The 22,491-nt window shown below is 63.6% G+C and carries 23 protein-coding genes; 12 read left to right on the top strand and 11 right to left on the bottom strand.

Annotated features, from left to right (window positions below):
- Positions 1 to 46: 46 nt before the first annotated feature.
- Positions 47 to 373, top strand: coding sequence for a tetratricopeptide repeat protein (locus ACFOKJ_RS07960; RefSeq protein ID WP_390278279.1), 327 nt, complete (start codon positions 47 to 49; stop codon positions 371 to 373).
- Between the two features lie 19 nt (positions 374 to 392).
- On the opposite strand, the gene ACFOKJ_RS07955 is transcribed toward ACFOKJ_RS07960, so the two are convergent.
- Positions 393 to 1,613, bottom strand: a complete 1,221-nt coding sequence (locus ACFOKJ_RS07955; protein ID WP_390278276.1) for a response regulator — start codon at positions 1,611 to 1,613, stop codon at positions 393 to 395.
- A 182-nt stretch (positions 1,614 to 1,795) separates the two neighbouring features.
- Here ACFOKJ_RS07955 and ACFOKJ_RS07950 point away from each other — a divergent pair, with 182 nt between their 5' ends.
- Positions 1,796 to 4,618, top strand: a complete 2,823-nt coding sequence (locus ACFOKJ_RS07950) for a valine--tRNA ligase (RefSeq protein WP_390278273.1) — start codon at positions 1,796 to 1,798, stop codon at positions 4,616 to 4,618.
- A gap of 118 nt (positions 4,619 to 4,736) precedes the next feature.
- Positions 4,737 to 5,051: a hypothetical protein gene (locus ACFOKJ_RS07945; RefSeq protein WP_390278270.1), complete on the top strand. Its 315-nt coding sequence runs from the start codon at positions 4,737 to 4,739 to the stop codon at positions 5,049 to 5,051.
- Positions 5,052 to 5,396: 345 nt separating this feature from the next.
- Here the strand turns inward: ACFOKJ_RS07945 and ACFOKJ_RS07940 are convergent, their stop codons facing one another.
- The 4 genes from ACFOKJ_RS07940 to ACFOKJ_RS07925 form a co-directional block, all read right to left on the bottom strand.
- Positions 5,397 to 5,624, bottom strand: coding sequence for a hypothetical protein (locus ACFOKJ_RS07940; RefSeq protein ID WP_390278267.1), 228 nt, complete (start codon positions 5,622 to 5,624; stop codon positions 5,397 to 5,399).
- A gap of 87 nt (positions 5,625 to 5,711) precedes the next feature.
- Positions 5,712 to 5,840, bottom strand: a complete 129-nt coding sequence (locus ACFOKJ_RS07935) for a hypothetical protein (RefSeq protein WP_390278264.1) — start codon at positions 5,838 to 5,840, stop codon at positions 5,712 to 5,714.
- 153 nt (positions 5,841 to 5,993) lie between these two features.
- Positions 5,994 to 6,776: a substrate-binding periplasmic protein gene (locus tag ACFOKJ_RS07930; RefSeq protein WP_390278261.1), complete on the bottom strand. Its 783-nt coding sequence runs from the start codon at positions 6,774 to 6,776 to the stop codon at positions 5,994 to 5,996.
- A 140-nt stretch (positions 6,777 to 6,916) separates the two neighbouring features.
- Positions 6,917 to 7,126 carry a glycine zipper 2TM domain-containing protein gene (locus ACFOKJ_RS07925; protein ID WP_390278258.1) on the bottom strand — a complete coding sequence of 70 codons (210 nt, stop codon included), beginning with the start codon at positions 7,124 to 7,126 and terminating at the stop codon, positions 6,917 to 6,919.
- A gap of 174 nt (positions 7,127 to 7,300) precedes the next feature.
- On the opposite strand from ACFOKJ_RS07925, the gene ACFOKJ_RS07920 reads away from it, so the two are divergent.
- Positions 7,301 to 8,185, top strand: coding sequence for a dienelactone hydrolase family protein (locus ACFOKJ_RS07920; RefSeq protein WP_390278255.1), 885 nt, complete (start codon positions 7,301 to 7,303; stop codon positions 8,183 to 8,185).
- A gap of 69 nt (positions 8,186 to 8,254) precedes the next feature.
- On the opposite strand, the gene ACFOKJ_RS07915 is transcribed toward ACFOKJ_RS07920, so the two are convergent.
- From ACFOKJ_RS07915 to rfbD, 3 genes are all read right to left on the bottom strand, one after another.
- Positions 8,255 to 8,710 (bottom strand): hypothetical protein, encoded by a 456-nt coding sequence (locus tag ACFOKJ_RS07915; RefSeq protein WP_390278252.1) that lies wholly within the window; start codon positions 8,708 to 8,710, stop codon positions 8,255 to 8,257.
- Between the two features lie 61 nt (positions 8,711 to 8,771).
- Positions 8,772 to 9,047, bottom strand: a complete 276-nt coding sequence (locus ACFOKJ_RS07910) for a hypothetical protein (RefSeq protein WP_390278249.1) — start codon at positions 9,045 to 9,047, stop codon at positions 8,772 to 8,774.
- A gap of 98 nt (positions 9,048 to 9,145) precedes the next feature.
- A complete protein-coding gene (gene rfbD / locus ACFOKJ_RS07905) occupies positions 9,146 to 10,045 on the bottom strand; it encodes a dTDP-4-dehydrorhamnose reductase (protein ID WP_390278246.1) in 900 nt (299 codons plus the stop codon).
- 185 nt (positions 10,046 to 10,230) lie between these two features.
- Here rfbD and ACFOKJ_RS07900 point away from each other — a divergent pair, with 185 nt between their 5' ends.
- From ACFOKJ_RS07900 to ACFOKJ_RS07870, 7 genes are all read left to right on the top strand, one after another.
- On the top strand, positions 10,231 to 10,602 hold the full coding sequence (locus ACFOKJ_RS07900) for a VanZ family protein (protein ID WP_390278243.1): 372 nt from the start codon (positions 10,231 to 10,233) through the stop codon (positions 10,600 to 10,602).
- A gap of 32 nt (positions 10,603 to 10,634) precedes the next feature.
- Positions 10,635 to 11,945 (top strand): aminopeptidase P N-terminal domain-containing protein, encoded by a 1,311-nt coding sequence (locus tag ACFOKJ_RS07895; protein ID WP_390278240.1) that lies wholly within the window; start codon positions 10,635 to 10,637, stop codon positions 11,943 to 11,945.
- A 7-nt stretch (positions 11,946 to 11,952) separates the two neighbouring features.
- Positions 11,953 to 13,116 carry an FAD-dependent oxidoreductase gene (locus ACFOKJ_RS07890; RefSeq protein WP_390278236.1) on the top strand — a complete coding sequence of 388 codons (1,164 nt, stop codon included), beginning with the start codon at positions 11,953 to 11,955 and terminating at the stop codon, positions 13,114 to 13,116.
- A 33-nt stretch (positions 13,117 to 13,149) separates the two neighbouring features.
- On the top strand, positions 13,150 to 14,304 hold the full coding sequence (locus tag ACFOKJ_RS07885) for a UbiH/UbiF family hydroxylase (RefSeq protein ID WP_390278233.1): 1,155 nt from the start codon (positions 13,150 to 13,152) through the stop codon (positions 14,302 to 14,304).
- Between the two features lie 15 nt (positions 14,305 to 14,319).
- Entirely contained in the window at positions 14,320 to 15,081 is a 762-nt protein-coding gene (locus ACFOKJ_RS07880; protein ID WP_390278230.1) for a DsbC family protein, read from the top strand.
- Positions 15,056 to 15,727, top strand: a complete 672-nt coding sequence (locus tag ACFOKJ_RS07875; RefSeq protein ID WP_390278227.1) for a hypothetical protein — start codon at positions 15,056 to 15,058, stop codon at positions 15,725 to 15,727. The genes ACFOKJ_RS07880 and ACFOKJ_RS07875 overlap by 26 nt, the downstream gene beginning before the upstream one ends.
- 116 nt (positions 15,728 to 15,843) lie before the next feature.
- Positions 15,844 to 16,101, top strand: a complete 258-nt coding sequence (locus ACFOKJ_RS07870) for an acyl-CoA-binding protein (protein ID WP_390278224.1) — start codon at positions 15,844 to 15,846, stop codon at positions 16,099 to 16,101.
- A 186-nt stretch (positions 16,102 to 16,287) separates the two neighbouring features.
- On the opposite strand, the gene ACFOKJ_RS07865 is transcribed toward ACFOKJ_RS07870, so the two are convergent.
- From ACFOKJ_RS07865 to ACFOKJ_RS07855, 3 genes are all read right to left on the bottom strand, one after another.
- Positions 16,288 to 17,592, bottom strand: a complete 1,305-nt coding sequence (locus ACFOKJ_RS07865; protein WP_390278220.1) for a nucleotide sugar dehydrogenase — start codon at positions 17,590 to 17,592, stop codon at positions 16,288 to 16,290.
- 164 nt (positions 17,593 to 17,756) lie between these two features.
- Positions 17,757 to 19,394 (bottom strand): bifunctional UDP-sugar hydrolase/5'-nucleotidase UshA, encoded by a 1,638-nt coding sequence (gene ushA / locus ACFOKJ_RS07860; RefSeq protein WP_390278217.1) that lies wholly within the window; start codon positions 19,392 to 19,394, stop codon positions 17,757 to 17,759.
- A 142-nt stretch (positions 19,395 to 19,536) separates the two neighbouring features.
- Positions 19,537 to 21,222 (bottom strand): glutamine--tRNA ligase/YqeY domain fusion protein, encoded by a 1,686-nt coding sequence (locus ACFOKJ_RS07855; RefSeq protein ID WP_390278214.1) that lies wholly within the window; start codon positions 21,220 to 21,222, stop codon positions 19,537 to 19,539.
- A 200-nt stretch (positions 21,223 to 21,422) separates the two neighbouring features.
- Between ACFOKJ_RS07855 and ppk2 the strand changes: the two genes are divergently transcribed.
- Positions 21,423 to 22,445 carry a polyphosphate kinase 2 gene (ppk2, locus tag ACFOKJ_RS07850; protein ID WP_390278211.1) on the top strand — a complete coding sequence of 341 codons (1,023 nt, stop codon included), beginning with the start codon at positions 21,423 to 21,425 and terminating at the stop codon, positions 22,443 to 22,445.
- The last annotated feature ends 46 nt before the right edge of the window (positions 22,446 to 22,491 follow it).

Here is a 22,491-nt window from a genome sequence, read left to right as displayed (position 1 = left end):
CGTGGCCGTGGCGCGCATGCTGACGTCAATATCGATAGGAGTCGTCATGAGCATGCTCGATAACCTGCTGCAACTGCGCGATGGCCCGCGCGATGGCGCCATGCTGCGCTTTGGCATCGCCAATGAATACGCCCGACTGCAGGACTGGCCGCAGGCCGCCAGCTTTGCGCGGCAGGCGGTAACGCTGCAGCATGATTTTTCCGCCGCCTGGAAGCTGCTGGGCAAGGCACTGCTGCAGGCCGGCCAGCCGCAGGAGGCATTGGCGGCCTATCACGAAGGCATCGCCATTGCCGAGGGCAAGGGGGACATCCAGGCCGCCAAGGAAATGAAGGTGTTTGCCCGCCGCATCGAGAAGGCGCAGGGCGGCGAGTAGGGTGCCGCCCGGCGGATGCCTACTGCAGGCTGACGCGGTTGCGGCCAGCCTGTTTGGCGCGGTACAGCTGCTCGTCGGCCTGCTTCAGCAGGATGTTCACTTCCTGCGGGCCGATGGCGGCGCCAATGCTGACAGTAAGCTGCAGGTCGCCGCGGCTTGTAGGCAGCACGGCGCTGGCCACGCGCAGGCGGAACGCCTCCAGCGTCTGCGCCAGCGGCAGATCCGCCGACAGCTGGATCACGAATTCCTCGCCGCCAAAGCGTGCCACGTGCTCGTGGCCGAAGGTTTCACTCAGCAGCGAGCCCACCCAGCGCAGCGCCTGGTCACCGATATCGTGGCCGTAGTTGTCGTTGACATGCTTGAAGTGGTCGATGTCCACCACCGCCAGGGCATGCGGCGGCGGCTGGCGCTGCACGCTTTCAAAGAAATGGCGGCGGTTGGGCAGGCCGGTCAGCAGGTCCTCGCGCGCGGCGCGCGACAGCGCCTGCAGGTTCTCCACGTACTCGACGTTGCGTGTTACCCGGCAGAAGAATTCTTCGTGGTTGAACGGCTTGGTCAGAAAGTCATCGGCGCCGGCCTTGATGAAGCGCGCGCTCATGCTTGGGTCCTGGCTGCTGGAGATGCCGATGATGGCGACCTCGCCAGGGCCGCGAAAGCGACGGATCTCGCTGCATAGGCGCACGCCGTTCATGCCCGGCATGTCGTGGTCGGTCAGCACCAGGCGGATGCCCGGGTCGTTCACCAGCTGGTTCAGCGCGGTTTCGCCGTTGCTGGCTTCCACCACTTCGTACAGCTGGCGCTGCAGCAACTGCCCCAGGTAGCCGCGAATGGCGCTGGAGTCATCCACCACCAGCACCCTGGTACCCGGATTGTGCTCAATGCGGTGCAGCATGCGCAGCGTGTACTCGTAGGCGGACGGGTTTTCCTTGGGGATGTAGTCCACCACCGGCTGCAGCAGTACCTGCTCGCGGGTGGCCAGGTCGTTGCGCGCCGTGAGCACGATGGTGGGAATCTGGCGGGCAATCAGCTCCGGCAGGGCTTCGCCTTCCGGTGCGTCCGGCAGGCAGTAGTCCAGCAGGCAGGCCAGCAGGGTTTCCGGCTCTTCATTGGCCAGGATGCGCAGCATTTCCTGTTTGCTGGCGGCGCAGATCGCGCGATAGCCGTCTTCTTCCAGCATGCGCTGCAGGGTGCGCTGGACGGCGGCATTGTCTTCTACCAGCAAAACATGGCGGCTGTGCATGGTGTGTTCAGTAACTTGGAGTGAATTCGAACGTGATTTTCAACAATATATACATATATCGATGCCATTGGGAGGGCGGCGGGCATTTCGCCTTGCCGGCGCGGCGGGGCAGTGCGGACGCCACGCAGCGATTCGGTTTATAATTGTCGCCATTTTTTGCCTAACCAGACCGAATTCACACCATGACCCAGGAACTTGCCAAGAGCTATGAGCCGGGCGACATCGAGCGCCGCTGGTACGATCAATGGGAGCAGTCCGGCTACTTCCAGCCGCATATGGACAGCACCCAGCCTTCCTTCTGCATCCAGCTGCCGCCGCCCAACGTCACCGGCACCCTGCACATGGGCCATGCGTTCAACCAGACCATCATGGATGGCCTGACCCGTTACTACCGCATGAAGGGCCACAACACCGCCTGGATTCCGGGTACCGACCACGCCGGCATTGCCACCCAGATCGTGGTGGAGCGCCAGCTGGCCGAGCAGGGCATCAACCGCCACGACCTGGGCCGCGACGCCTTTACCAGCAAGGTATGGGAGTGGAAGGAGCAATCCGGCGGCACCATCACCAGCCAGATGCGCCGCGTCGGCTGCTCGGTGGACTGGAGCCGTGAATACTTCACCATGGACGATGCCCGCGCCGAAGTGGTTACCGAAGTGTTCGTGCGCCTGTTCGAACAGGGCCTGATCTACCGTGGCAAGCGCCTGTCCAACTGGGATGCCAAGCTCGGCACCGCCATTTCCGACCTGGAAGTGGTATCCGAGGAAGAAGATGGCCACATGTGGCACATCAAGTACCCGGTAGTAGGGAGCGACGAATTTGTTACCGTAGCCACCACCCGCCCGGAAACCCTGCTGGGCGATGTGGCCGTGGCCATCAATCCGACTGACGAGCGCTACCAGCACCTGCTGGGCAAAATGCTGGAGCTGCCACTGACCGGCCGCCAGATTCCGGTGATTGCCGACGACTACGTGGATGCCGCCTTCGGTACCGGCTTCGTCAAGATCACCCCGGCGCACGACTTCAACGACTACCAGGTGGGCAAGCGTCACGACACCAAGCTCATCAACGTGATGAGCCTGGAAGCGCGCATCCTGGCCAAGGCACAGGTATTCGGCTTCGACGGCACTGCCCAGGGCACCATCGACCTGCCGGCCGCCTACGCCGGCCTCACCACTGCCGAAGCGCGCAAGGCCATGCTGGCCGACCTGGAAGCCCAGGGCCTGCTGCTGGAAGCCAAGCCGCACAAGCTGATGGTGCCGCGCGGCGACCGTACCGGCACCGTGATCGAGCCGCTGCTCACCGACCAGTGGTTCGTGGCCATGAGCAAGGTGGGCGAGGGTGATGCCACCGGCAAATCCATTGCCGAAAAGGCCATCGACGCGGTAGCCAGCGGCGAAGTGCGCTTCATCCCGGAAAACTGGGTGAACACCTACAACCAGTGGATGAACAACATCCAGGACTGGTGTATCAGCCGCCAGCTGTGGTGGGGCCACCAGATTCCGGCCTGGTACGACGAAGACGGCAACATCTACGTTGGCCGCAACGAGGAAGAAGCCCGTGCCAAGGCACCGGGCAAAACCCTGCGCCGCGAGCAGGACGTGCTGGACACCTGGTTCAGCTCGGCGCTGGTGCCGTTCTCCACCCTGGGCTGGCCGGCGGATACCGCCGAACTGCGCGCCTTCGTGCCGTCGCAGGTGCTGGTAACCGGCTACGAGATCATCTTCTTCTGGGTCGCCCGGATGATCATGATGACCACCCACTTCATGGGCAAGGTGCCGTTCAAGGATGTGTACATCCACGGCATGGTGCGCGACCACGAAGGCAAGAAGATGTCCAAGTCCGAGGGCAACGTCATTGACCCGGTGGATCTGATCGACGGCATCGCCCTGCAGCCGCTGGTGGAAAAACGCACCACCGGCCTGCGCCGCCCGGAAAAGGCGCCACAGATCGCCAAGGCCACCGAAAAACTGTTCCCGGAAGGTATTCCGGCCTACGGCACCGACGCGCTGCGTTTCACCATGGCCAGCTACGCCACCCTGGGTCGCTCGGTCAACTTCGACTTCAAGCGCGCAGAAGGCTATCGCAACTTCTGCAACAAGCTGTGGAACGCCACCCGCTTCGTGATGATGAACGTGGAAGGCAAGGACTGCGGCCAGGATGAAAGCCTGCCGCTGGAATACAGCTTCGTCGACAAGTGGATCATCGGCCGCCTGCAACAGGCCGAGACCGACGTGACCGAGGCGCTGGACACCTACCGCTTCGACATCGCCGCCCAGGTGATCTACGAATTCATCTGGAACGAGTACTGCGACTGGTACGTGGAACTGGCCAAGGTACAGCTGCAAAACGGCAACGAAGCGCAGCAGCGCGCCACCCGCCGCACCATCGTGCGCGTGCTGGAAGTGGCGCTGCGCCTCACCCACCCGCTGATGCCCTTCATCACCGAAGAGCTGTGGCAGACCGTGGCGCCGCTGGCCAACGCGAAGAACACCGACTCCATCATGCTGGCCAGCTGGCCGGTGGCTGTACCGGAGAAGATCGATGCTGCGGCCAACGCCCGCATGGACGCCTTCAAGGACCTGGTAAACGCCGTGCGCAACCTGCGCGGCGAAATGGGCATTGGCCCGGCAGTGAAGGCGCCGCTGTTCATCGAAACCAGCGACGCCAGCCTGGCCGACTTCGTGCCCTACCTGAAACTGCTGGCTCGCGTGTCCGAAGGCAGCATCGTGGCCGCACTGCCGGCCGATGATGCCCCGGTAGCCATGTCCGGCGACGCCCGCCTGATGCTGAAGGTTGAAGTGGACAAAGCCGCCGAAACCGCGCGCCTTACCAAGGAGCAGGGCAAGGTACAGGCCGAACTGGACAAGCTCACCGCCAAGCTGGAAAAGCCGGGCTACGTGGACAAGGCGCCGGCGCACCTGGTGGAACGCGACAAGGCGCAGCTGGCGGAGCTGAACGACAAGCTGGAGAAGATCAAGGTGCAGCTCGCAAAGCTGGCTTGATAATAAAAAAAGGCCGCCTTTTGGCGGTCTTTTTTTTGGCATTGCATAAGCATGCGCTCTGGCCTGAATATTGTTGAAATATGATAGTAAAGGGGCGCCTTCAGTTTGATGGTTGGCGATGAATTCTACCTTGGGGGATTTGATGGTGGTTCGAGAGTTGGGGGTGGATTTTTTTTATTGGCTGACGGTTATGAGAATTTTTCTTTTTTCCCTTGTGGTTTTTGTTATGATTTTTAACTATAAGTTTTTTAAGAAAAAATTCCCGGGTGAAAAATATCAAGGTAAGTTGCTGTATCAATATTTGTTTAACAAGAACAATTGGGATCACGCCGGTGTTAGGGTTGGTGCGATTCTGAATTTGTCATTTTTTGCATATTTTGCGGTGTATTTTATTTTGTTTGTTGGTGGGGTTTTGTTTTTTGATCGTGGTTAGGGGTTGGGGTAAAAATATACGGTAGTTCTGATCGAATGGAGTGCAGCCAAATATTTACCTTTTCCCCTTCTAGGGTTGGTCTCATTTCCTAATGGAACAGCATGGTAGGTTGGGCTAAATGCAATGCAGCCCATCGTTCTCCGCGTAATTTCTAAGCTTGGCCGCATGCCTTCACTGCTTGCGGCCAAGCTTTTTTGTGGGTTCGGCAAGTAGGGTGGGCAAAGCGTAGCGTGCCCACCAGTAACCTCTTGCCGGTGGGCACGGCCTGTGGCCTTTGCCCACCCTACGCTCAGGCTGCGCGATGTTATCTGCCAATCTTTTTACTGCTGGAAAATCAGCTACCAGTCAAACCAGCTGCCGGCAGTGCCATTGCGCCAGATCGGCCGGTATGCCCAGGTTTTGCGGGTTGCCGAAGGGTGGCCAGCTGGTTTCGCCGGCGGCCAGCGCCTGGGCGGCGGCTTCCGGGGTGGGGTAGGCGCCCAGTGCTTCTCCCTCGTGCATGATGTGGTAGCTGCCATCCAGCGGCACGATCTCGAAGTCGCCGTAGCGGGTGTCGTATGTCCAGCATTTCATGATGCTTGCTCCTTCTGCAGCGGCTGGCCGATAAGCACAAAGGCCGCCGGGGTGAGCGGGCGGCCTGTGGCGATGGCGGCGCTGGGCCTAGTGGGGAATCACGATAGGCGGCATGGCGGCGGCCTGTTTCTTCATATGCTTGGCTGCGCGCTTTTCCTTCATGGTGTGCGCGGCCGGCTTTTTCGCTTCCTTGGTGCTGTGTCTGGTTTTGCTCATGATGCTGCTCCTTGGCCTGGCTGCGGCGTTGGCCGCAGGCTACTGCCAGTATAGAAGCCGTTTGCCGGCTGGCAGGTTTTTGTTGGGCGCCGAAACCAGCCACGTGTTGCCAGGGAGGCTGACTGGTACAGGTAGCGCCCGCACGGCGCGTGCTCAGGGCATGCCCAGCTGCTGGCGATAACTTTGCATGATCTGCTGGTAACGCCCGCTGGCGTGCAGCGTCTGCATGCCAGCGTCGAATTTGCGGGCAAGTGCCGCGCCTTGTGGGTGCCTGCGGGAGAACGCCAGCAGGAAGGCGTCCATGCCTACCACTCCCAGCCGCTGTACCCGTTTGCCGGCCGCGCCGTGCTGCTGCAGGTGTAGCAAGCCGGGCAGGGTGTTCATCAGGATGTAATCCACCTGCCGGTCCAGCAGCATGTCGATCAGTTGCGACTCGGTAGCGGCCACGACTTTGCGGATACCCGGATCGGTAATCAGTTTGCTGGGGTAGGTGTAGCCCTGGGTGATGCCCAGGTTGCGCCCTTGCAGCGTCTGCTGGTCGATGCTTCCGGGCAGGGTCTGGAGCTGGCCGGCAATGCCGGACTGGGCCGGCAGCAGGCCGAAGATGCCGACTTCCTCGTAGAAGAGCGGGGTGCGCGGCCACAGGAACTGCTTGCGGTTGTCATCGGTGACGGAAACATCGAAGCAGGCGGCAACTTTGCCAGCCAGGGTCAGTTGCTGGCATTGCCCCAGCGTCACGCTGACAAAGCGCACGACAATGTCCTGGCTGGCAAAGGCCTCGCGCACCAGCAAGGGCGTCATGCCTTGCGGCTGTGTGCTGCCGGGTTGCAGGTAGGAGTATGGCGGCCAGTCGTTTTCGGCGGCGATCAGGATGTCCTGCGCGTGCGTGCTGTAGACAAACAGGCAGGAAAGCAGAGCTATCAGGCGGCGCGGCATGGCGGTATTTCCGGTAACGGGCCGGAAACTATAGCGGCATATGTCGCGAGGCGGATTGTGGTTTACTGCGATTGACAATTACATCGGCAGGCGACTTGGGGCGCGCGCTTATCGCTGACGGCCCCAAGTCAAGGCGGTGCTTACTTCACGGCACCACTGCCGATCACGCCGCCGACGGCAGCGCCGCCCACGGTGCCGATGGTGCTGCCATCGGTCAGGATGGAGCCGGCCACGCCGCCGATAGCGGCACCGATGGCGGCGTTTTTCTGGTTCTGCGTCATGCCGGCGCAGCCGGACAGGGCGGCAACGGTAAACAGCAGGGCAAGGCTACGGGTGTATTTGCGCATCATGGGGAACTCCTTGGAAACACGGTTCGTCTCACCGCAAAAATCGTGGTTTCGATAAGACAGTACCTACTGTAGACAAGTTTCATCAAGCTGCATGCCATCGGCAGGCCGCCATGGTGGTGCGCTGTTGCACCGGTCGGGCGGCACGACTGCCTGCTAATCACGGGAAGGTAAGCAATGAAGCCAGCTTCAAATCACGTTGTCGTCAGCCAGGAGGTGATCCGCCTCTATGACGAATACACACATGCCCCGCTGTCGCGGCGGGTGTTTCTGGATCGCTTGGCGCGTCTGGCCGGCGGCGCGGCGGCGGCTTATGCCTTGCTACCGCTGCTGGAGAACAACTACGCGCAGGCGGCGCAGGTGGCGGCCGACGATGCCCGGTTACGGTTGGAGGAAGTGCAATTTGGTCGCCTTGGCGAACAGCCTCTCATTGGCTACCTGGCCAGGCCTGTTGGTGTTAGCGGCCCGCTGCCGGCGGTGGTGCTGATTCACGAAAACCGTGGCCTGAACCCGCATATCCGTGATGTGGCACGCAATCTGGCTCTGGCCGGTTACGTGGTGCTGGCGCCGGATTACCTGTCGCCCATGGGGGGTACGCCGACAGATGAGGACAAGGCGCGTGATCTGTTCGGCAAGCTGACGCCGGCGACGGGCGATGCGGTGTCGCAGCTGGCGCTGGCTTATATGCAGGGGGTGGGTAATGGCAAGGTCGGCGCGGTGGGTTTCTGCTGGGGTGGTGGCCAGGTGGGGCGCATGGCGGTGAATCTGCCGGCGCTGAATGCCGGGGTGGTGTATTACGGCAGTCAGCCGGCGGCAGGCGATGTTGGCCGCATCCAGGCGCCACTGCTGCTGCATTATGCCGGGCTGGACGAGCGCATCAATGCCGGTATTCCGGCATTCGAGGCTGCCTTGCAGGCGGCCGGCAAGCGTTACCAGCTGCACCTGTACCCAGGGGTGAACCACGCCTTCAACAACGACAGCAACGCGGCGCGTTACGATGCGACCGCCGCCAGCCTGGCCTGGCAGCGCACGCTGGCGTTTCTGCGCCAGCAGCTGGGTTGAGATTGTCGGCAAACATAACGCCCCGTCTGCATGGGCAGCGGGGCGTTGTCGTGTGAGGTGGCTGTGGGCTTAGCTGTTACCCTTGCCGTTACCGCCCTTGTTGCCGCCTTTGTTGCCCTCATTCTTGCCGCCCCGGTTGCCGTTAGTGGCATTACCGCTCGGCAGCGATTGTTCGGTGGTGGCAGTAGGAATGGCGGCTTTCTTGGCCGGAATCGCCGGGCTGACGCCCGGAATGGCCGGCGCGGTGCCGGAGCGGGTGGTGATGCGCTGGCCGTTCACCGTGAGCTGGCTGCGCACCCGGTTCAGGTCACCCTGGGTGATGCCGGGCAGGGCCAGCAGTTGCTTGCTGCTGGTAACCGGGCTCACTGTATCCACCGTCGGGTGAATGGCGTCGTAGATGGTCTGGGCATCTGTAGTGCTGAAACCGGAAGCAACCAATTGTTCGACGGTGGCTTCGTTGATGTCCAGCGCCATTACCGGCGCCGCCAGTGTCAGCCAGCAAAGGGCCACTAGTGATTTACGCATTGCTACCTCCCCGGGCGCGAGTTCGATAATTGAGTATAGCGTGCCGTTGTGCCGCTTCTGCTCAATCGTCGCTGCCCTTGCCACCGCCGTCATGGCCGCCACCATCGCGTCCTCCACGGTCGCTGCCACCCTTGTCGTCGCCGCTGTCGTGGTCGGCGCCATCGTGCCCTTTGTCGTCGCCGGCGTCGTGGCCTGTGCCGTCGCTGCCGTGATCATCATTCAGGTCGTGGCCGGCGCTGTCGGTCAGTAGCGGGGGGCCGGCTGGCGGGGTGTCTTCGGCATAGGCTGCCAGTACCGGCAGGGTCAGCAGCGGCAGTATCCACAGCAGTTTCTTCATGGCTATCTCCTCGGTCTGCGCCCGGCTGGGCGCTTATCAGATTTATTGATAGCAGCCGTAGCTTATCGATGGCTTAAACCCTGCCATCAGCGGGGGCATCAGCTCCGGCGTGTGGCGTCCAGCTGCGCAAACAGCAGGTGTATGCCCTGCTGCCAGTGAGGCAGCTGCAGGTCGTACTGCCGCTGCAGCTTGCCGCAGTCCAGCGCCGAATAAGCCGGACGCAGGGCCTGCTGCGGGTAGTCGGCGGAGGGAATGGCTTGCAGGCCGTCGGCTGCCAGCAGCAGCGGCCAGTTGGCCGCCCGCGCCAGCCGCAGTACAAAATCGGCGTACTGGTACCAGCTGCATACGCCCTGGCTGGCCACGTGGTAGCAGCCATAGGGCTGTGCCGGCTCTGCAAGGCTGCGTGCCAGCAGCTGGGCGCTGACATCGGCCAGCAGGCAGGCGGGGGTGGGGGCGCCGAACTGGTCGTCCACCACCTGCAGCTGTTCGCGGCTGGCGGCCAGCTGCAACATGGTTTTCATGAAATTGCCGCCGTGCAGGCCGGCCAGCCAGCTGGTGCGCAGGATGAAGTGGCGGCAGCCGCTGGCGCGCACCGCTTGCTCGCCCTGCCATTTGCTGCGGCCATATTCGGACAGCGGACGCGCAGCATCGTCTTCGCGCCAAGGGGTTTCGCCGCTGCCATCGAATACGTAGTCGGTGGAGTAGTGCAGCAGCAGCGCATCGTTGGCCGCAGCCCACTGCGCCATGGCTGCCGGCGCTGCTCTGTTGATCGCCCGCGCCAGTGCCGGCTCGCTCTCGGCGCGATCCACCGCGGTATAGGCCGCCGCGTTGACGATCACATCCGGGCGCTCGGCATCCAGCCAGGCGAGGATGGCTGCCGGCTGGGCCAGGTTCAGCTGCTGGCGGCCGGGGCAGCGCAGTTCGCCGAACAGGCTCAGCGCGCGCTGCAGCTCGAAACCCAGCTGGCCGCTGCCGCCGGTAATCAGGATGCGTGTCATGGGGGCCTCGCAATGCGGTAAGGGCTGCCTGGCTGCAGGGCGCTGCGCGGGCAGGCACAATGGTGCATTGTACAGGCTGGCGAGCAGGCGCTTGTGACAGATGCCGCCAGCCTGGCTGTTTATAAAACAAAGCCCTGCGTATTAAGAGCGGGCGTTATCAACATTTTTTGCGCGGGAGTCTGCTGATGATGGGATGGCAACGCTGGTGGCCGGCACTGGCCTGGTGGCTGGCTTCAGTGTGGTTGCTGCTGCTCAAGCCAGCCGGGGCGCCGTCCGGCATCCCGTATTTCGACAAGCTGGGCCATTTCGCGCTGTTCCTGCTGGGCGGCCTGCTGCTGGCGTGGCCGCGCTGGCGGGCCGGGCAGCCGGCAGCAGTGGTGTGGCGGACCAGCCTGGGCTTGTGCCTGCTGTGGGCGCTGGGCTCGGAGGCTGCGCAGGGCCTGTTTACCGCCACTCGCAGTGCCGAAGTGGGGGATGCGCTGGCCGATCTGCTGGGCGCTGCTGCCGGCATCCATCTGGCGTATCGTGCCATCGCCTGGCGGCGGCGGCGGGTGTAAACTGGGCGCCGTTTCGATTGCAGGTGTTGCTCATGCACCAGAGTCTTCTTGCCCGCCGCCAGCAGCTGCTGGCGGCCATCGGCGATGCCGTCGCCGTGCTGCCTACCGCGCCGGAAGCGGTGCGTAATGCCGATGCGCATTACCCCTACCGCGCCGATAGCCACTTCCTCTATCTCACCGGCTTTACCGAGCCGGAGGCCGTGCTGGTGCTGGACGGCCGTCGCGGCAAATCCATCCTGTTCTGCCGTGCCAAAAACCCGGATATGGAAATCTGGGACGGCTTCCGTCATGGCCCGCAGGCTGCTGCAGAGGCTTTCGGCTTTGACGAAGCCTATGCGGTGGACGAGCTGGACCAGCGCCTGCCCGAGTTGCTGGCCGACATGTCGGCGCTGTACTGGCCGGTTGGCCGCAACGCCGGCTGGGATGTGCGCGTGGCCGGCTGGCTGGACGCAGTGCGTGCCCGCGCGCGGCTGGGGGTGGATGCGCCGGGGCAGTTTGGCGACCTGCTGCTGCTGGTCGATGAAATGCGCCTGCTCAAGGACGAGCGCGAACAGGCAGTGCTGCAGCGCGCCGGGCAGATATCCGCCGAGGCGCATGTGCGCGCCATGCAGGCTACCCGACCGGGGCGCTATGAATACGAAATCGAGGCCGAGCTGCTGTACCACTTCGTGCGCAACGGTGCGCGCCAGCCGGCGTACGAAAGCATCGTCGCCGGTGGCGCCAATGCCTGCACGCTGCACTATGCGGCCAACAATGCCCGGCTGAATGCCGGCGACCTACTGCTGATCGATGCCGGTTGCGAATTCATGGGCTACGCCGGCGACATTACCCGTACCTTCCCGGTGAATGGCCGTTTCAGCCAGCCACAGCGCGACCTGTACGAGGTAGTACTGGCGGCGGAGCTGGCCGCCATCGCCGCAGTGCAGCCCGGCGCCACGCTGGATGCGCCGGCCAATGCCGCGCTGCGTGTGCTGGTGCAGGGCATGCTGGATTACAAACTGTTGCAGGGCACGGTGGACGGGGTAATCGAATCCGGCGACTACCGCCGCTTCTACATGCACGGCATCGGCCACTTCCTCGGCCTGGACGTGCACGATGTCGGCCTGCGCCGCCCTGGCGGCCAATGGCGACAATTCCAGCCCGGCATGTGCACCACCATCGAGCCGGGTCTGTACATCCGCCCGGACGACCGCGTGCCGGCCGCCTTCCACAATATCGGCATCCGCATCGAGGACAACGTGCTGGTGACTGCCACTGGCCACCATGTCTACACCGATGCGGCGCCAAAGCGCATTGCCGACATCGAGGCCCTGATGCAGGCCGCGCAGCCGGCCACAGCCTAGGACAACCATGCAAAGCGAGATTCTTCATTCCGACATCGTCATCGTCGGCGGCGGGCCGGTGGGCGCGCTGGCGGCGCTGCGCCTGAAACAGGCTGGCCGCGACGTGCTGCTGATCGAGGCGCGTGCCAGGGATGCGCAGGTACGCGACGCACGCGCGTTGGCACTGTCGTGGTACAGCCGCGAGCAACTGGCAGCGGTCGGCGCCTGGCCGGACGATCTGCCGGCTACCGATATCGACAGCGTGCACGTGTCGCAGCAGCAGGCCTGGGGCCGCACCGTGATCACCCGCGACGACCTGGCCTTGCCACATCTGGGTGCAGTGGTGGACTACCCGGCGCTGACGCACAGTCTTGGCGAGGCGTTGGCCGCACAGGGCGTGCCGGTGCTGTGGCAGCACAAGGTAAGTGCGGTGCAGTCGCTGGCGCGTTACGCCAGCCTGACGGTAGGGGATGCCGATGGCCGTAGCCGCCGGCTCACCGCACGGCTGGTGGTGCTGGCCGAAGGTGGCGCGCTGGCGGAAAGCCTGCCTGGCATCCAGCGCCATGTGCACGATTACCAGCAGACCGCGCTGCTGGCCGAAGTGTCCACCAGCCTGCCGCACGGCAACATCGCTTACGAACGCTTTGCCGATGCCGGGCCGTTTGCACTGCTGCCGCATGGCGAACGCATGATGCTGGTGTGGACGCGCACCCCGGACGACGCGCAGCGACTGTGTGCCGCTGACGAAGCCAGTGTGCTGGCCGAGCTGCAGCAGGCCTTCGGCGAGCGCCTGGGCAGCTTTACCGCCATTGGCGAGCGCGCGGTGTTTCCGCTGCTGCTGCGCCAGCTGAACCGCGTGGTATCCGGCCGGGTGGTGATGATAGGCAATGCCGCCCAGACCATGCACCCGGTGGCGGCACAGGGTTTCAACCTGGGGCTGCGCGACGCGGTGGCGCTCACCGAGCTGCTGGCCGCTGCCGCCGATCCGGGCGATGCCGCGCTGCTGCGCCGCTATGCGGCACAGCGCCGGCTGGACAGCCACGCCGTGGTGGGCTTCACCCACGGCCTGATCCAGCTGTTCGATGGCGCCAACCCGCTACTGAAACAGTTGCGCGGCGCCGGCATGAACCTGCTGGACAGCCTGCCGCCGCTGCGCAAGCGCTTTGCCAGCCATCTGGTATTCGGCGTGTAGCGCCAATGTTGGCCGCAAGGTGACAAGGAATACATGAAACAGCAATTTGACGTGGTAATCGTGGGCGGCGGCCTGGTCGGCGCCGCGCTGGCGCTGGCGCTGGATCGCCAGGGGCGGCGCGTGGCGCTGGTGGAAGGGCAGAGCGCCCGCTTCGAACAACTGGAAAGCGGCTGGGATGCGCGGGTGTATGCCATCAGCCCGGCCAACCGCCGTTTTCTCGATAGCCTGGGTGCCTGGCCGGACATGGCGCGTATCGGCACCATCGCCAGCATGGACGTGCGTGGCGACCAGGGCGGGCGCATCGCGTTTTCCGCCGCCGATGCCGGTGCCGAGGCGCTAGCGTGGATTACAGAAAACCGCTGGCTGTTGGCCGCATTGTGGCGCCAGCTGCAGGACGCCAGCAGCGTGGAACTGATTGAGGGCGTGCGCCCGCTGAGCCTGAGCCACAACCCGCGCCAGGCGCAGCTGCAGCTGGAAGATGGCCGCGAGCTGGTGGCGAAACTGGTAGTGGGCGCCGATGGTGCCAACTCCTGGGTGCGGCAGCAAAGCGGTATCGCCGCCGACGTGAAGCCGTATGGCCAGAGCGGGGTGGTGGCCAACTTCGCCACCGAGAAACCGCACGACGGCATCGCGCGGCAGTGGTTCCTCGGCGACGGCATCCTGGCCTGGCTGCCGCTACCGGGCAAATGCATCTCCATCGTGTGGTCCACGCCGCAGCCGGAGCCGCTGCTGGCGCTGCCGGCGGAACGTTTTGCCGCCGTGGTGGCCGAAGCCGGGGAGCAGGCGCTGGGCAAGCTGGAAGTGCTCACCCCGGCGGCGGCGTTTCCGCTGCGGCTGCTGACACCGCAGCATGTGATTGCCGAGCGTGTGGCGTTGGTGGGCGATGCGGCGCATACCGTGCACCCGCTGGCCGGGCAGGGTGTCAACCTGGGTTTCCAGGATGCCGCGCGGCTGGCTGACATCATTGCCGCCGGCCGTGATCCGGGCGAATGGCTGGCGCTGCGCCGCTATGAACGCGGCCGCAAGGAAGCGGTGCGCACCATGCAACTGACCTGCGATACCCTGTTCGGCCTGTTTCACGCCAAGGAACTGCCGGGCATTGCCTGGCTGCGCAACACCGGCCTCAACCTGACCAATCGACTGCCGCTGATCAAGCGACAGCTGGCCCGCCACGCGGTGGGTTTTTAACCGTAAAGGATTGTCATGATGTTTTCGCTGCGCCAACTGGCCATCATCCCGCTGAGCCTGTCACTGATCGCCTGCACCGCCTCAGCGGCAGACGACAGCACGGACAGCGTGCTGGCCACCTTCAAGAGCAAGTTTCCGCAGCATGAAGTCACCAGCGTGCAGGCCGCGCCGGTAGCCGGCCTGTATGAAGTGGTGGTGAAGATGAAACGCGGCGCACGCGAGGAGTACACCATCGTGTACGCCGATGCCAAGGTGGAGCACCTGCTCACCGGCGACCTGATCGATACCGCCACCCGCAACAGCATCACCGAGGGCCGGCTGGAGCAGCTCAATCAGGTGAAGTTCGACTTCAACGCGCTGCCGCTGGACAAGGCGATCAAGGAAGTGCGTGGCAAGGGCGAGCGTAAGCTGGCGGTGTTCTCCGACCCGGATTGCCCGTTCTGCAAGCGCCTGGAGCAGGACACCCTGGCCAAGCTGGATAACGTCACCATTTACACCTTCCTCTACCCGCTGGCGCAGCTGCACCCGGATGCGCCGCGCAAGTCGGAGCAGATCTGGTGCAGCAAGGACCGTACCGCCACCTGGACCGGCGTGATGCGCAATGGCCTGAAGCTGCCGGCCGGCAAAGCAAACTGCGCCACGCCGCTGGCCGAGCTTGCCGCGCTGGGAGAGAAACTGGGCGTGGGCGGTACGCCGGCCCTGTTCCTGGCCAATGGCAAGATGATCTCCGGCGCGGTGCCGGTGGAAACCATTGAAGCGGCCTTCCGGGCCAAGTAAGCGCGGCGCCGCCGCGTGCTGGCAGCATCAGCAGCCGCTGCTGCTCAGCGTGCTGCTGGCGTTGGCCGCGCATGTGGCGCTATTGCTGCTGCCACTGGCGCCGGCCGACAGGCCTGCCGCTGTCCCCATGTTGCAGGTAGCGTTGCCGGCGGCAGTGCCGCCGGCTGCTGCGCCGCCTCCGCCCGCCTTGACGGTGCCCGCCGCGGCTATCCCGGAGACTGGCGCACAGCCAGCCTCCGCCGCTGTCGCCGAGCCGGCGCAGGACATGGCCGAGCCGGATGGCTCCCGCACGGCAGATGCCGCTGCGGAGATGGCGCAGGATGCCGGAGCGGTGGCGGCCAGCGAGCCTTGGCCGGGGCTGGCGCTGGACCCTTACTACCCGGCTGCCGAGCTGGATGTGCTGGCCGCGCCGATCGGACCATTGCTGCTGGACTACCCGCGGGCGCAGCCGCAACCGCTGGACTTGCAGCTGTATATCAGTCGCGAGGGCATGGTGGACAAGGTGGAGGTGGTGGCTGGCAATGCCGACAGCGACTACGCCCGCTTTGTGCTGGCCAGCTTCCAGCAGGCGCGCTTCATGCCGGCGCTCAAGGGTGGCGTGCCGGTGCGCAGCCGCAAGCACATCCGGGTGGCGCTGCAGCCCTAGTGGCGGGGATTGTCAAACGATCGTTTCATGGTACATTTGCTTGCCGGTTTAGTACCGATGGGCTAACACAACAGCAACCGGAGCGCATTGACGCTCCATTGAGTGAGGAAACGATCATGTCCGATCTGCAAGCACTGTTCGAACAGGCGCAAAAAGACGTTACCACCCTGGCCGAGCGCCCGGACAACCAGACCCTGCTGCAGCTGTACGCGCTGTTCAAGCAGGCTACCGATGGCGATGTGCAGGGCGAGCGCCCTGGCATGATGGATTTCATCAATCGCGCCAAGTACGATGCCTGGGACAAGCTGAAAGGGCAGGACAGCGCCCAGGCGATGCAGGGCTATGTGGACCTGGTGAAATCGCTGCTGGCCTGATCGCCGCACCTGCCAACCTTTTTTGTAGGGTGGGGCAAAGCGTAGCGTGCCCACCACCACGACCTTGCCAGTGGGCACGGCCCAGGGCCTTTGCCCACCCTACACTGGTGGCGTACCCACGATTCTGTGAAGAACCACAAAAAAGCCAGTCACATGTGACTGGCTTTTTTGCGTCTGGCGGAATACTCAGGCCTTGACCACGTTGGCCGCAGGCTGCAGGTACTTGCCACGGCTGTCCACGATCAACTGTGCGTGCTGTTGCAGCAGCGCATAGTCGAACTTGTCGTGGTCGGTGGCCAGCAGTACGCAGTCGTAGCTGGCGATGCTGTCGGCGCTCAGCGCCACGCTGGACAGCTCGAAGTGGTGCTCGCGCATTTTCGGGAACACCGGTACGTGCGGGTCGCTGTAGCTGATCTCGGCTCCCAGGTCGCGCAGTTTTTCCATCAGGAACACCGACGGGCTTTCGCGCATGTCGTCCACGTTCTTCTTGTAGGCAATGCCCAGCACCAGGATCCTGCTGCCGTTGATCGCCTTCTTGCGCTGGTTCAGCGCGGCGGCAATCTTGCTCACCACGTAGTCCGGCATCGACGAGTTCACTTCGCCGGCCAGCTCGATGAAGCGAGTATGCACGCCGTATTCGCGCGCTTTCCAGGTCAGGTAGAACGGGTCGATCGGGATGCAGTGCCCACCCAGGCCCGGGCCCGGGTAGTAAGGCACGAAGCCGAACGGCTTGGTGGCGGCGGCACGGATCACTTCATGAATGTCGATGCCCATCTTGTCGGCCACGATCTTCATCTCGTTCACCAGGCCGATGTTTACCGCGCGGTGGATGTTCTCCAGCAGCTTGGTCATCTCGGCGGCGCGGGTGGACGACACCGGCACCACCTTGTCGATTACCGCGCTGTACAGCGCCACGCCGATTTCCTGGCAGGCCGGGGTCACGCCGCCGCATACCTTGGGAATGGTGCGGGTGGTGAAATTGGGGTTGCCCGGGTCCTCACGTTCCGGCGAGAACACTAGGAAGGCATCCTCGCCCACCTTGAAGCCGCACGATTCGATGCGCGGCAGCAGTTCTTCGTCGGTGGTGCCCGGGTAGGTAGTGGATTCCAGCGATACCAGGTGGCCGGCGCGCAGGTGCGGCACCAGGCTATCGATGGTGCCCAGCACGAAGGACATGTCCGGCTCGCGGTACTTGTTGAGCGGGGTGGGTACGCACAGGATCAGTGCATCGGCTTCCGGCGCGCGGCTGAAGTCGGTGGTGGCCTCGAAGCCGCTGTCGCGGGCGCTGGCGATGCTGTCGGCGCTGATGTGCTCGATATAGCTCTGGCCGGCATGCAGGGCATCCACCTTGCGCTGGTCGATGTCGAAACCCAGTACCTTGAAACCCACTTCATTGAAACGCAGCATCAGCGGCAGGCCGACATAGCCCAGGCCCACGATGCCGATGACCGCGGACTTGTCTGCAATCTTCTTCAGGAACGCGTCTTTCACCTTGCTCGACTTTCTTCGGAAATGGCTGCGGCCAACCACGGGGCTGGCCGCCAAAATTAACCGGGGGATTTTACAGGCAAACTTGTTGCAGGGGCAGGCGTGATGCGTCGAGTTTGTAACGACAATGCCGGCACTTGGCCGGCATTGTGTATCGCACCGCTTGCTTATTGCCGCGTTACCGCATCGCCGGGTGCAAAGTCGGCCACCCTGATGCTGCCATGGCTGGCAAAGTAGCCGCGCATCAGGTCTGCATCGGTGTAGCCGGTGTTGACGTAGCCCTTATGGGTGTTCAGGCGCGGGTAGCCATCGCCGCCGGCAGCGGTGAAGTTGTTCAGCGCCAGCCGGTAGCGGCGTGCCGGGTCGATCGGCTGGCCGCCGATCAGCGCCTGCTGCACTTCACCGCCGACGATGCGCAGGGTGACACCGGCAAACTGCGCAAAGGCGCCCGAGCCGGGGCTCATTTTCGCGGCCGCTTTCAGGTAGTCCAGCGCCTCGGCGCCGCTCATGTCGATGTACACCAGGGTATTGCCGAACGGCTGCACCTTGAGGATGTCCTTGTAGCTGATCTTGCCCGCCGGCAGCGAATCGCGGATGCCGCCCGAGTTCATGATGGCGAAGTCGGCGCGGGCCTTGTCCTTCATCACGCTGGCAATGAACACGCCGAGGTTGGTGGGCTGCTTGCGCACGATGGCGCGATCGCCCTCCAGCCTGCCGTCACTGCTGCCCAGCTGCTCGCCCAGCACCGCCTGGCCCTTGTCCTGGTAGGGCTGCAGCAGCGCCAGCATCTCGCTGTGCTCCGGAATGTCGCCGCTGTAGCTGACTTTGCGATCCTTGCCGTCTTCGCCTTTCACGCTTTTCTTGAGGTTGACCGGGATCAGCCGGTACTGCAGCAGGCGGAATTCGCCGTTGCGGTATTCGAAGTCGGCGCGGCCAACGTATTTGCCCCATTCGTGCGCCTGTACGATCCAGGCGCCGTTCTGGCGATCCGGTGCACAGTCGCTACCCGGTACATAGGCATCGTTGCGGCGGTTTTCCGCCAGCATGCACACCGGGTTCTGGCTGTGGCCGCCGACAATCAGATTCAGGCCCGGCACCTGGCGCGCCATTTCCACATCGCCCGGTGCATTCACGCCGTGGTTGCCATCGGTGTAATGCCCCATATGGGTGGCGGCGATGATCACGTCGGCCTGCTTCCGCAGTGTTGGCAGCAGTCGTGCCGCCTCGCGTGCCGGGTTGCGGAACTCGATACCCTGGGTGTTTTCCGGGTTGGTCAGCTTCTTGGTGTCGTCGGTGGTCAAACCCATTACCGCCACGCGCACGCCACCCAGATCGAAGATCTTGTAAGGCGCGAACATGCGCTTGCCGTGCTGGTAGATGTTGGCCGCCAGCATCGGGAACTGCGCCCATTGCCGTTGCTTGGCCAGCACCGCCGGCGGTTTGTCGAATTCGTGGTTGCCCACCGCCATGGCGTCATAGCCCAGCAGATTCATGCCCTTGAAGTCGGGCTCGGCGTCCTGCATGTCCGATTCCGGCACCCCGGTGTTCACGTCGCCGCCATCCAGCAGCAGGCTGTAGCCGCCGTGGATGCGCACATCGGCGCGGATCTGGTCGATCACGTTCTTGCGCGCGGCCATGCCGTACTCGCCGTCGCTGTTCTTCCAGAAGCGGCCGTGATGATCGTTGGTGTGGATGATGGTGATGCGGTAGCTGTGGTCCTGGCGAGGCGCGGCCTGGGTGGCGGCGGGCAGGGCGGACAGTGCTGCGACAATGGTCAGGCTGATGGCGGTGTGGCGTGTGTTCATGTGGGCCCCTGTTATGCGTAAACCGGCAACGAATCCTTGCTGCAAAGCAAAAGCGGCCTGCACTGTAAGGTGCATGCCGCTTTCATGATAACGGCTGGTCGCAATTTAACGAAATACTGCGCGGCCAGCCGGTAGGTGTGGCTTACTTGCTCCAGGAGTCCTTCAGGCCCACGGTGCGGTTGAACACCGGTTTGCTGCCCGGCTGATGCTGCAAGCGGTCGGTCACGAAGTAGCCGATGCGCTCGAACTGGTAGCGGGTTTCCGGTGCGGCGTCGCGTACTACCGGTTCCACGTAGCCGGTAACGGTCTGCAGCGAGTCCGGGTTCAGGAACTGCATGAAGTCGACGTACTCGCCATCTTCGCCGCGTACCGCGTCCGGGCGCGGTTCGGTGAACAGGCGGTCGTACAGGCGTACTTCGGCTTCCACCGCGTGGCTGGCGGAGATCCAGTGGATCACGCCCTTCACCTTGCGGCCAACCGGGTTCTGCCCCAGTGTGTCGTGGTCGATGGAACACTTCAGCTCCACTACCTTGCCACTGGCATCCTTGATCACTTCGTCGCACTTGATCACGTAGCTGTAGCGCAGGCGCACTTCGCCGCCGGCGGTGAGGCGCTGCCACTTCGGCGGCGGCACTTCGGCAAAGTCTTCGCGCTCGATGTAGATCTCGCGGGCGATCGGCACTTCGCGCTCGCCGAATTCCGGGTGGTGCGGGTGGAACGGTGCGCTGCGGCTGGCAGTAACGCCATCCTCGAAGTTGGTCAGGGTGACCTTGATCGGGTCCAGCACGGCCATTACGCGCGGGGCTTCGCTTTCCAGCGTCTCGCGCACTGCGCCTTCCAGCACGCTGATGTCGATGATGTTCTCACCCTTGGACACGCCGATGCGCTGCGAGAACAGGCGGATGCCGGCCGGGCTGTAGCCGCGGCGGCGCATGCCTTCGATGGTGGGCATGCGCGGGTCGTCCCAGCCGCTTACCTTGCCTTCGGTCACCAGCGCGTTCAGCTTGCGCTTGGACGTCAGCGCGTACAGCAGCTCCAGGCGCGAGAATTCGTACTGGCGCGGGTGGCAGCCGATGCTGATGTTGTCCAGCACCCAGTCGTACAGCGGGCGATGGTCTTCGAACTCCAGCGTGCACAGGCTGTGAGTGATGCCCTCGATCGCGTCGGAGATGCAGTGGGTGTAGTCGTACATCGGGTAGATGCACCAGGCATCGCCGGTACGGTGGTGATGCGCGCGGCGGATGCGGTAGATCACCGGGTCGCGCATGTTCACGTTGCCGGAGCTCATGTCGATCTTCAGACGCAGGGTCTTGCTGCCGTCGGCGAACTCACCGTTCTTCATGCGGGTGAACAGGTCGAGGTTTTCCTCGATGCTGCGGCCGCGGTACGGGCTTTCGCGGCCTGGTTCGGTGAGGCTGCCGCGGTAGGCGCGCATTTCCTCGGCGTTCAGGTCGCAGACAAAGGCCTTGCCAGCCTGGATCAGTTCCACGGCGTAGTCGTACAGCTGCTGGAAGTAGTCGGAGGCGTAGCGCACCTCGCCATGCCACTGGAAACCCAGCCAGGCCACGCTGTCCTTGATGGACTGCACGTATTCGTCGGATTCCTTCTCCGGGTTGGTGTCGTCCATGCGCAGGTTGCACTGGCCCTGGTAGTCCTCGGCCAGGCCGAAGTTCAGGCAGATGGACTTGGCATGCCCCACATGCAGGTAGCCGTTCGGCTCCGGCGGGAAGCGGGTGACGATGCTGCTGTGTTTGCCGGAGGACAGGTCCTCGTCGATGATGGCACGGATGAAATTGCTGATTACCGGAGCGTTGTTTTCTGCGGACATCGGATAGTGAATGCGGTATTGGATTAACGCGCAATTGTAACCTGATTGCGCTGTTTCACCGTAGTTTTCTCCGTGGCGGCCGCTGTCCGTGCGGGCAGGCCGGCCGGCTTGAGGCATGTCAAACGGCATGCGGGTAATGTTGTCGTCACATTTGGCTTGCGGCGTAGCATGAACTTGTCACCCCCACCGTAAGGCATGCCATGAACGACAAGACACTACTGGAACTCCAGGCTCTGGCGGAACCGGAGGCCACGGCCGCGGCAACGGACAGCCCTGCTGCCAAGCCTGCGCGCAAGCGCGCGCCGTCGCGTGGAGCGGCGAAGCGCGAGGCGGCGGCGCAGGAGATCGAGGCCGTCAGCCAGCAGCCGGTGGCGCTGCAGGTGGCGCATGCTCCGCGTGGTAGCAGCGAGGACAGTACCTCGGCGCCGTTGCCGGCCGATTATCCGTACCGCACGCGGATGAAGCGCCCGGAGTACGAAAAGCAGAAGGCGCTGCTGCAGATCGAGCTGCTCAAGGTGCAAAGCTGGGTGAAAGCCAGCGGGCAGAAGGTGGTGGTGCTGTTCGAAGGGCGCGATGCGGCCGGCAAGGGTGGCACCATCAAGCGCTTTACCGAGCATCTCAACCCGCGCGGCGCCCGCGTGGTGGCACTGGAAAAACCCACCGAGCAGGAGCGTGGCCAGTGGTATTTCCAGCGTTACATGCCGCATCTGCCCACGGCTGGTGAAATCGTGCTGTTCGATCGCAGCTGGTACAACCGGGCCGGCGTGGAGCGGGTAATGGGATTCTGCTCGCCGCAGGAGTACCTGGAATTCATGCGCCAGACGCCGCAGCTGGAGCGCATGCTGGTGAACAGCGGCATCCGCCTGTTCAAGTACTGGTTCTCGGTGAGCCGCGAGGAGCAGCTGCGCCGCTTCGTATCGCGCCGCGATGATCCGCTCAAGCACTGGAAGCTGTCGCCGATCGACATCCAGTCGCTGGACAAGTGGGATGAGTACACCGAAGCCAAGAAGGCGATGTTCTTCCATACCGATACCGGCGATGCGCCGTGGACGGTGATCAAGTCCGACGACAAGAAGCGTGCGCGGCTCAACTGCCTGCGCCACTTCCTGTGGCAGTTGCCGTACCCGGACAAGAACGAAGCCATTCTGCGGCCGGATACCTTGATCGTGGGGCCGGCGGCGGTGGTGTTCGAGGCGTCGGAAAAGGAAATCAACCGCTTCTGAGCGCTGTTGAGCCTGGATGGACGAAGGTTGGCCGCAGGCCAGCCTT

It is taken from the genome of Vogesella amnigena (assembly GCF_042648905.1).
Lineage (GTDB): Bacteria > Pseudomonadota > Gammaproteobacteria > Burkholderiales > Chromobacteriaceae > Vogesella > Vogesella amnigena.
Note: the sequence above shows the minus strand (reverse complement) of the source record. Positions and strands in the feature narration are given on the sequence as shown.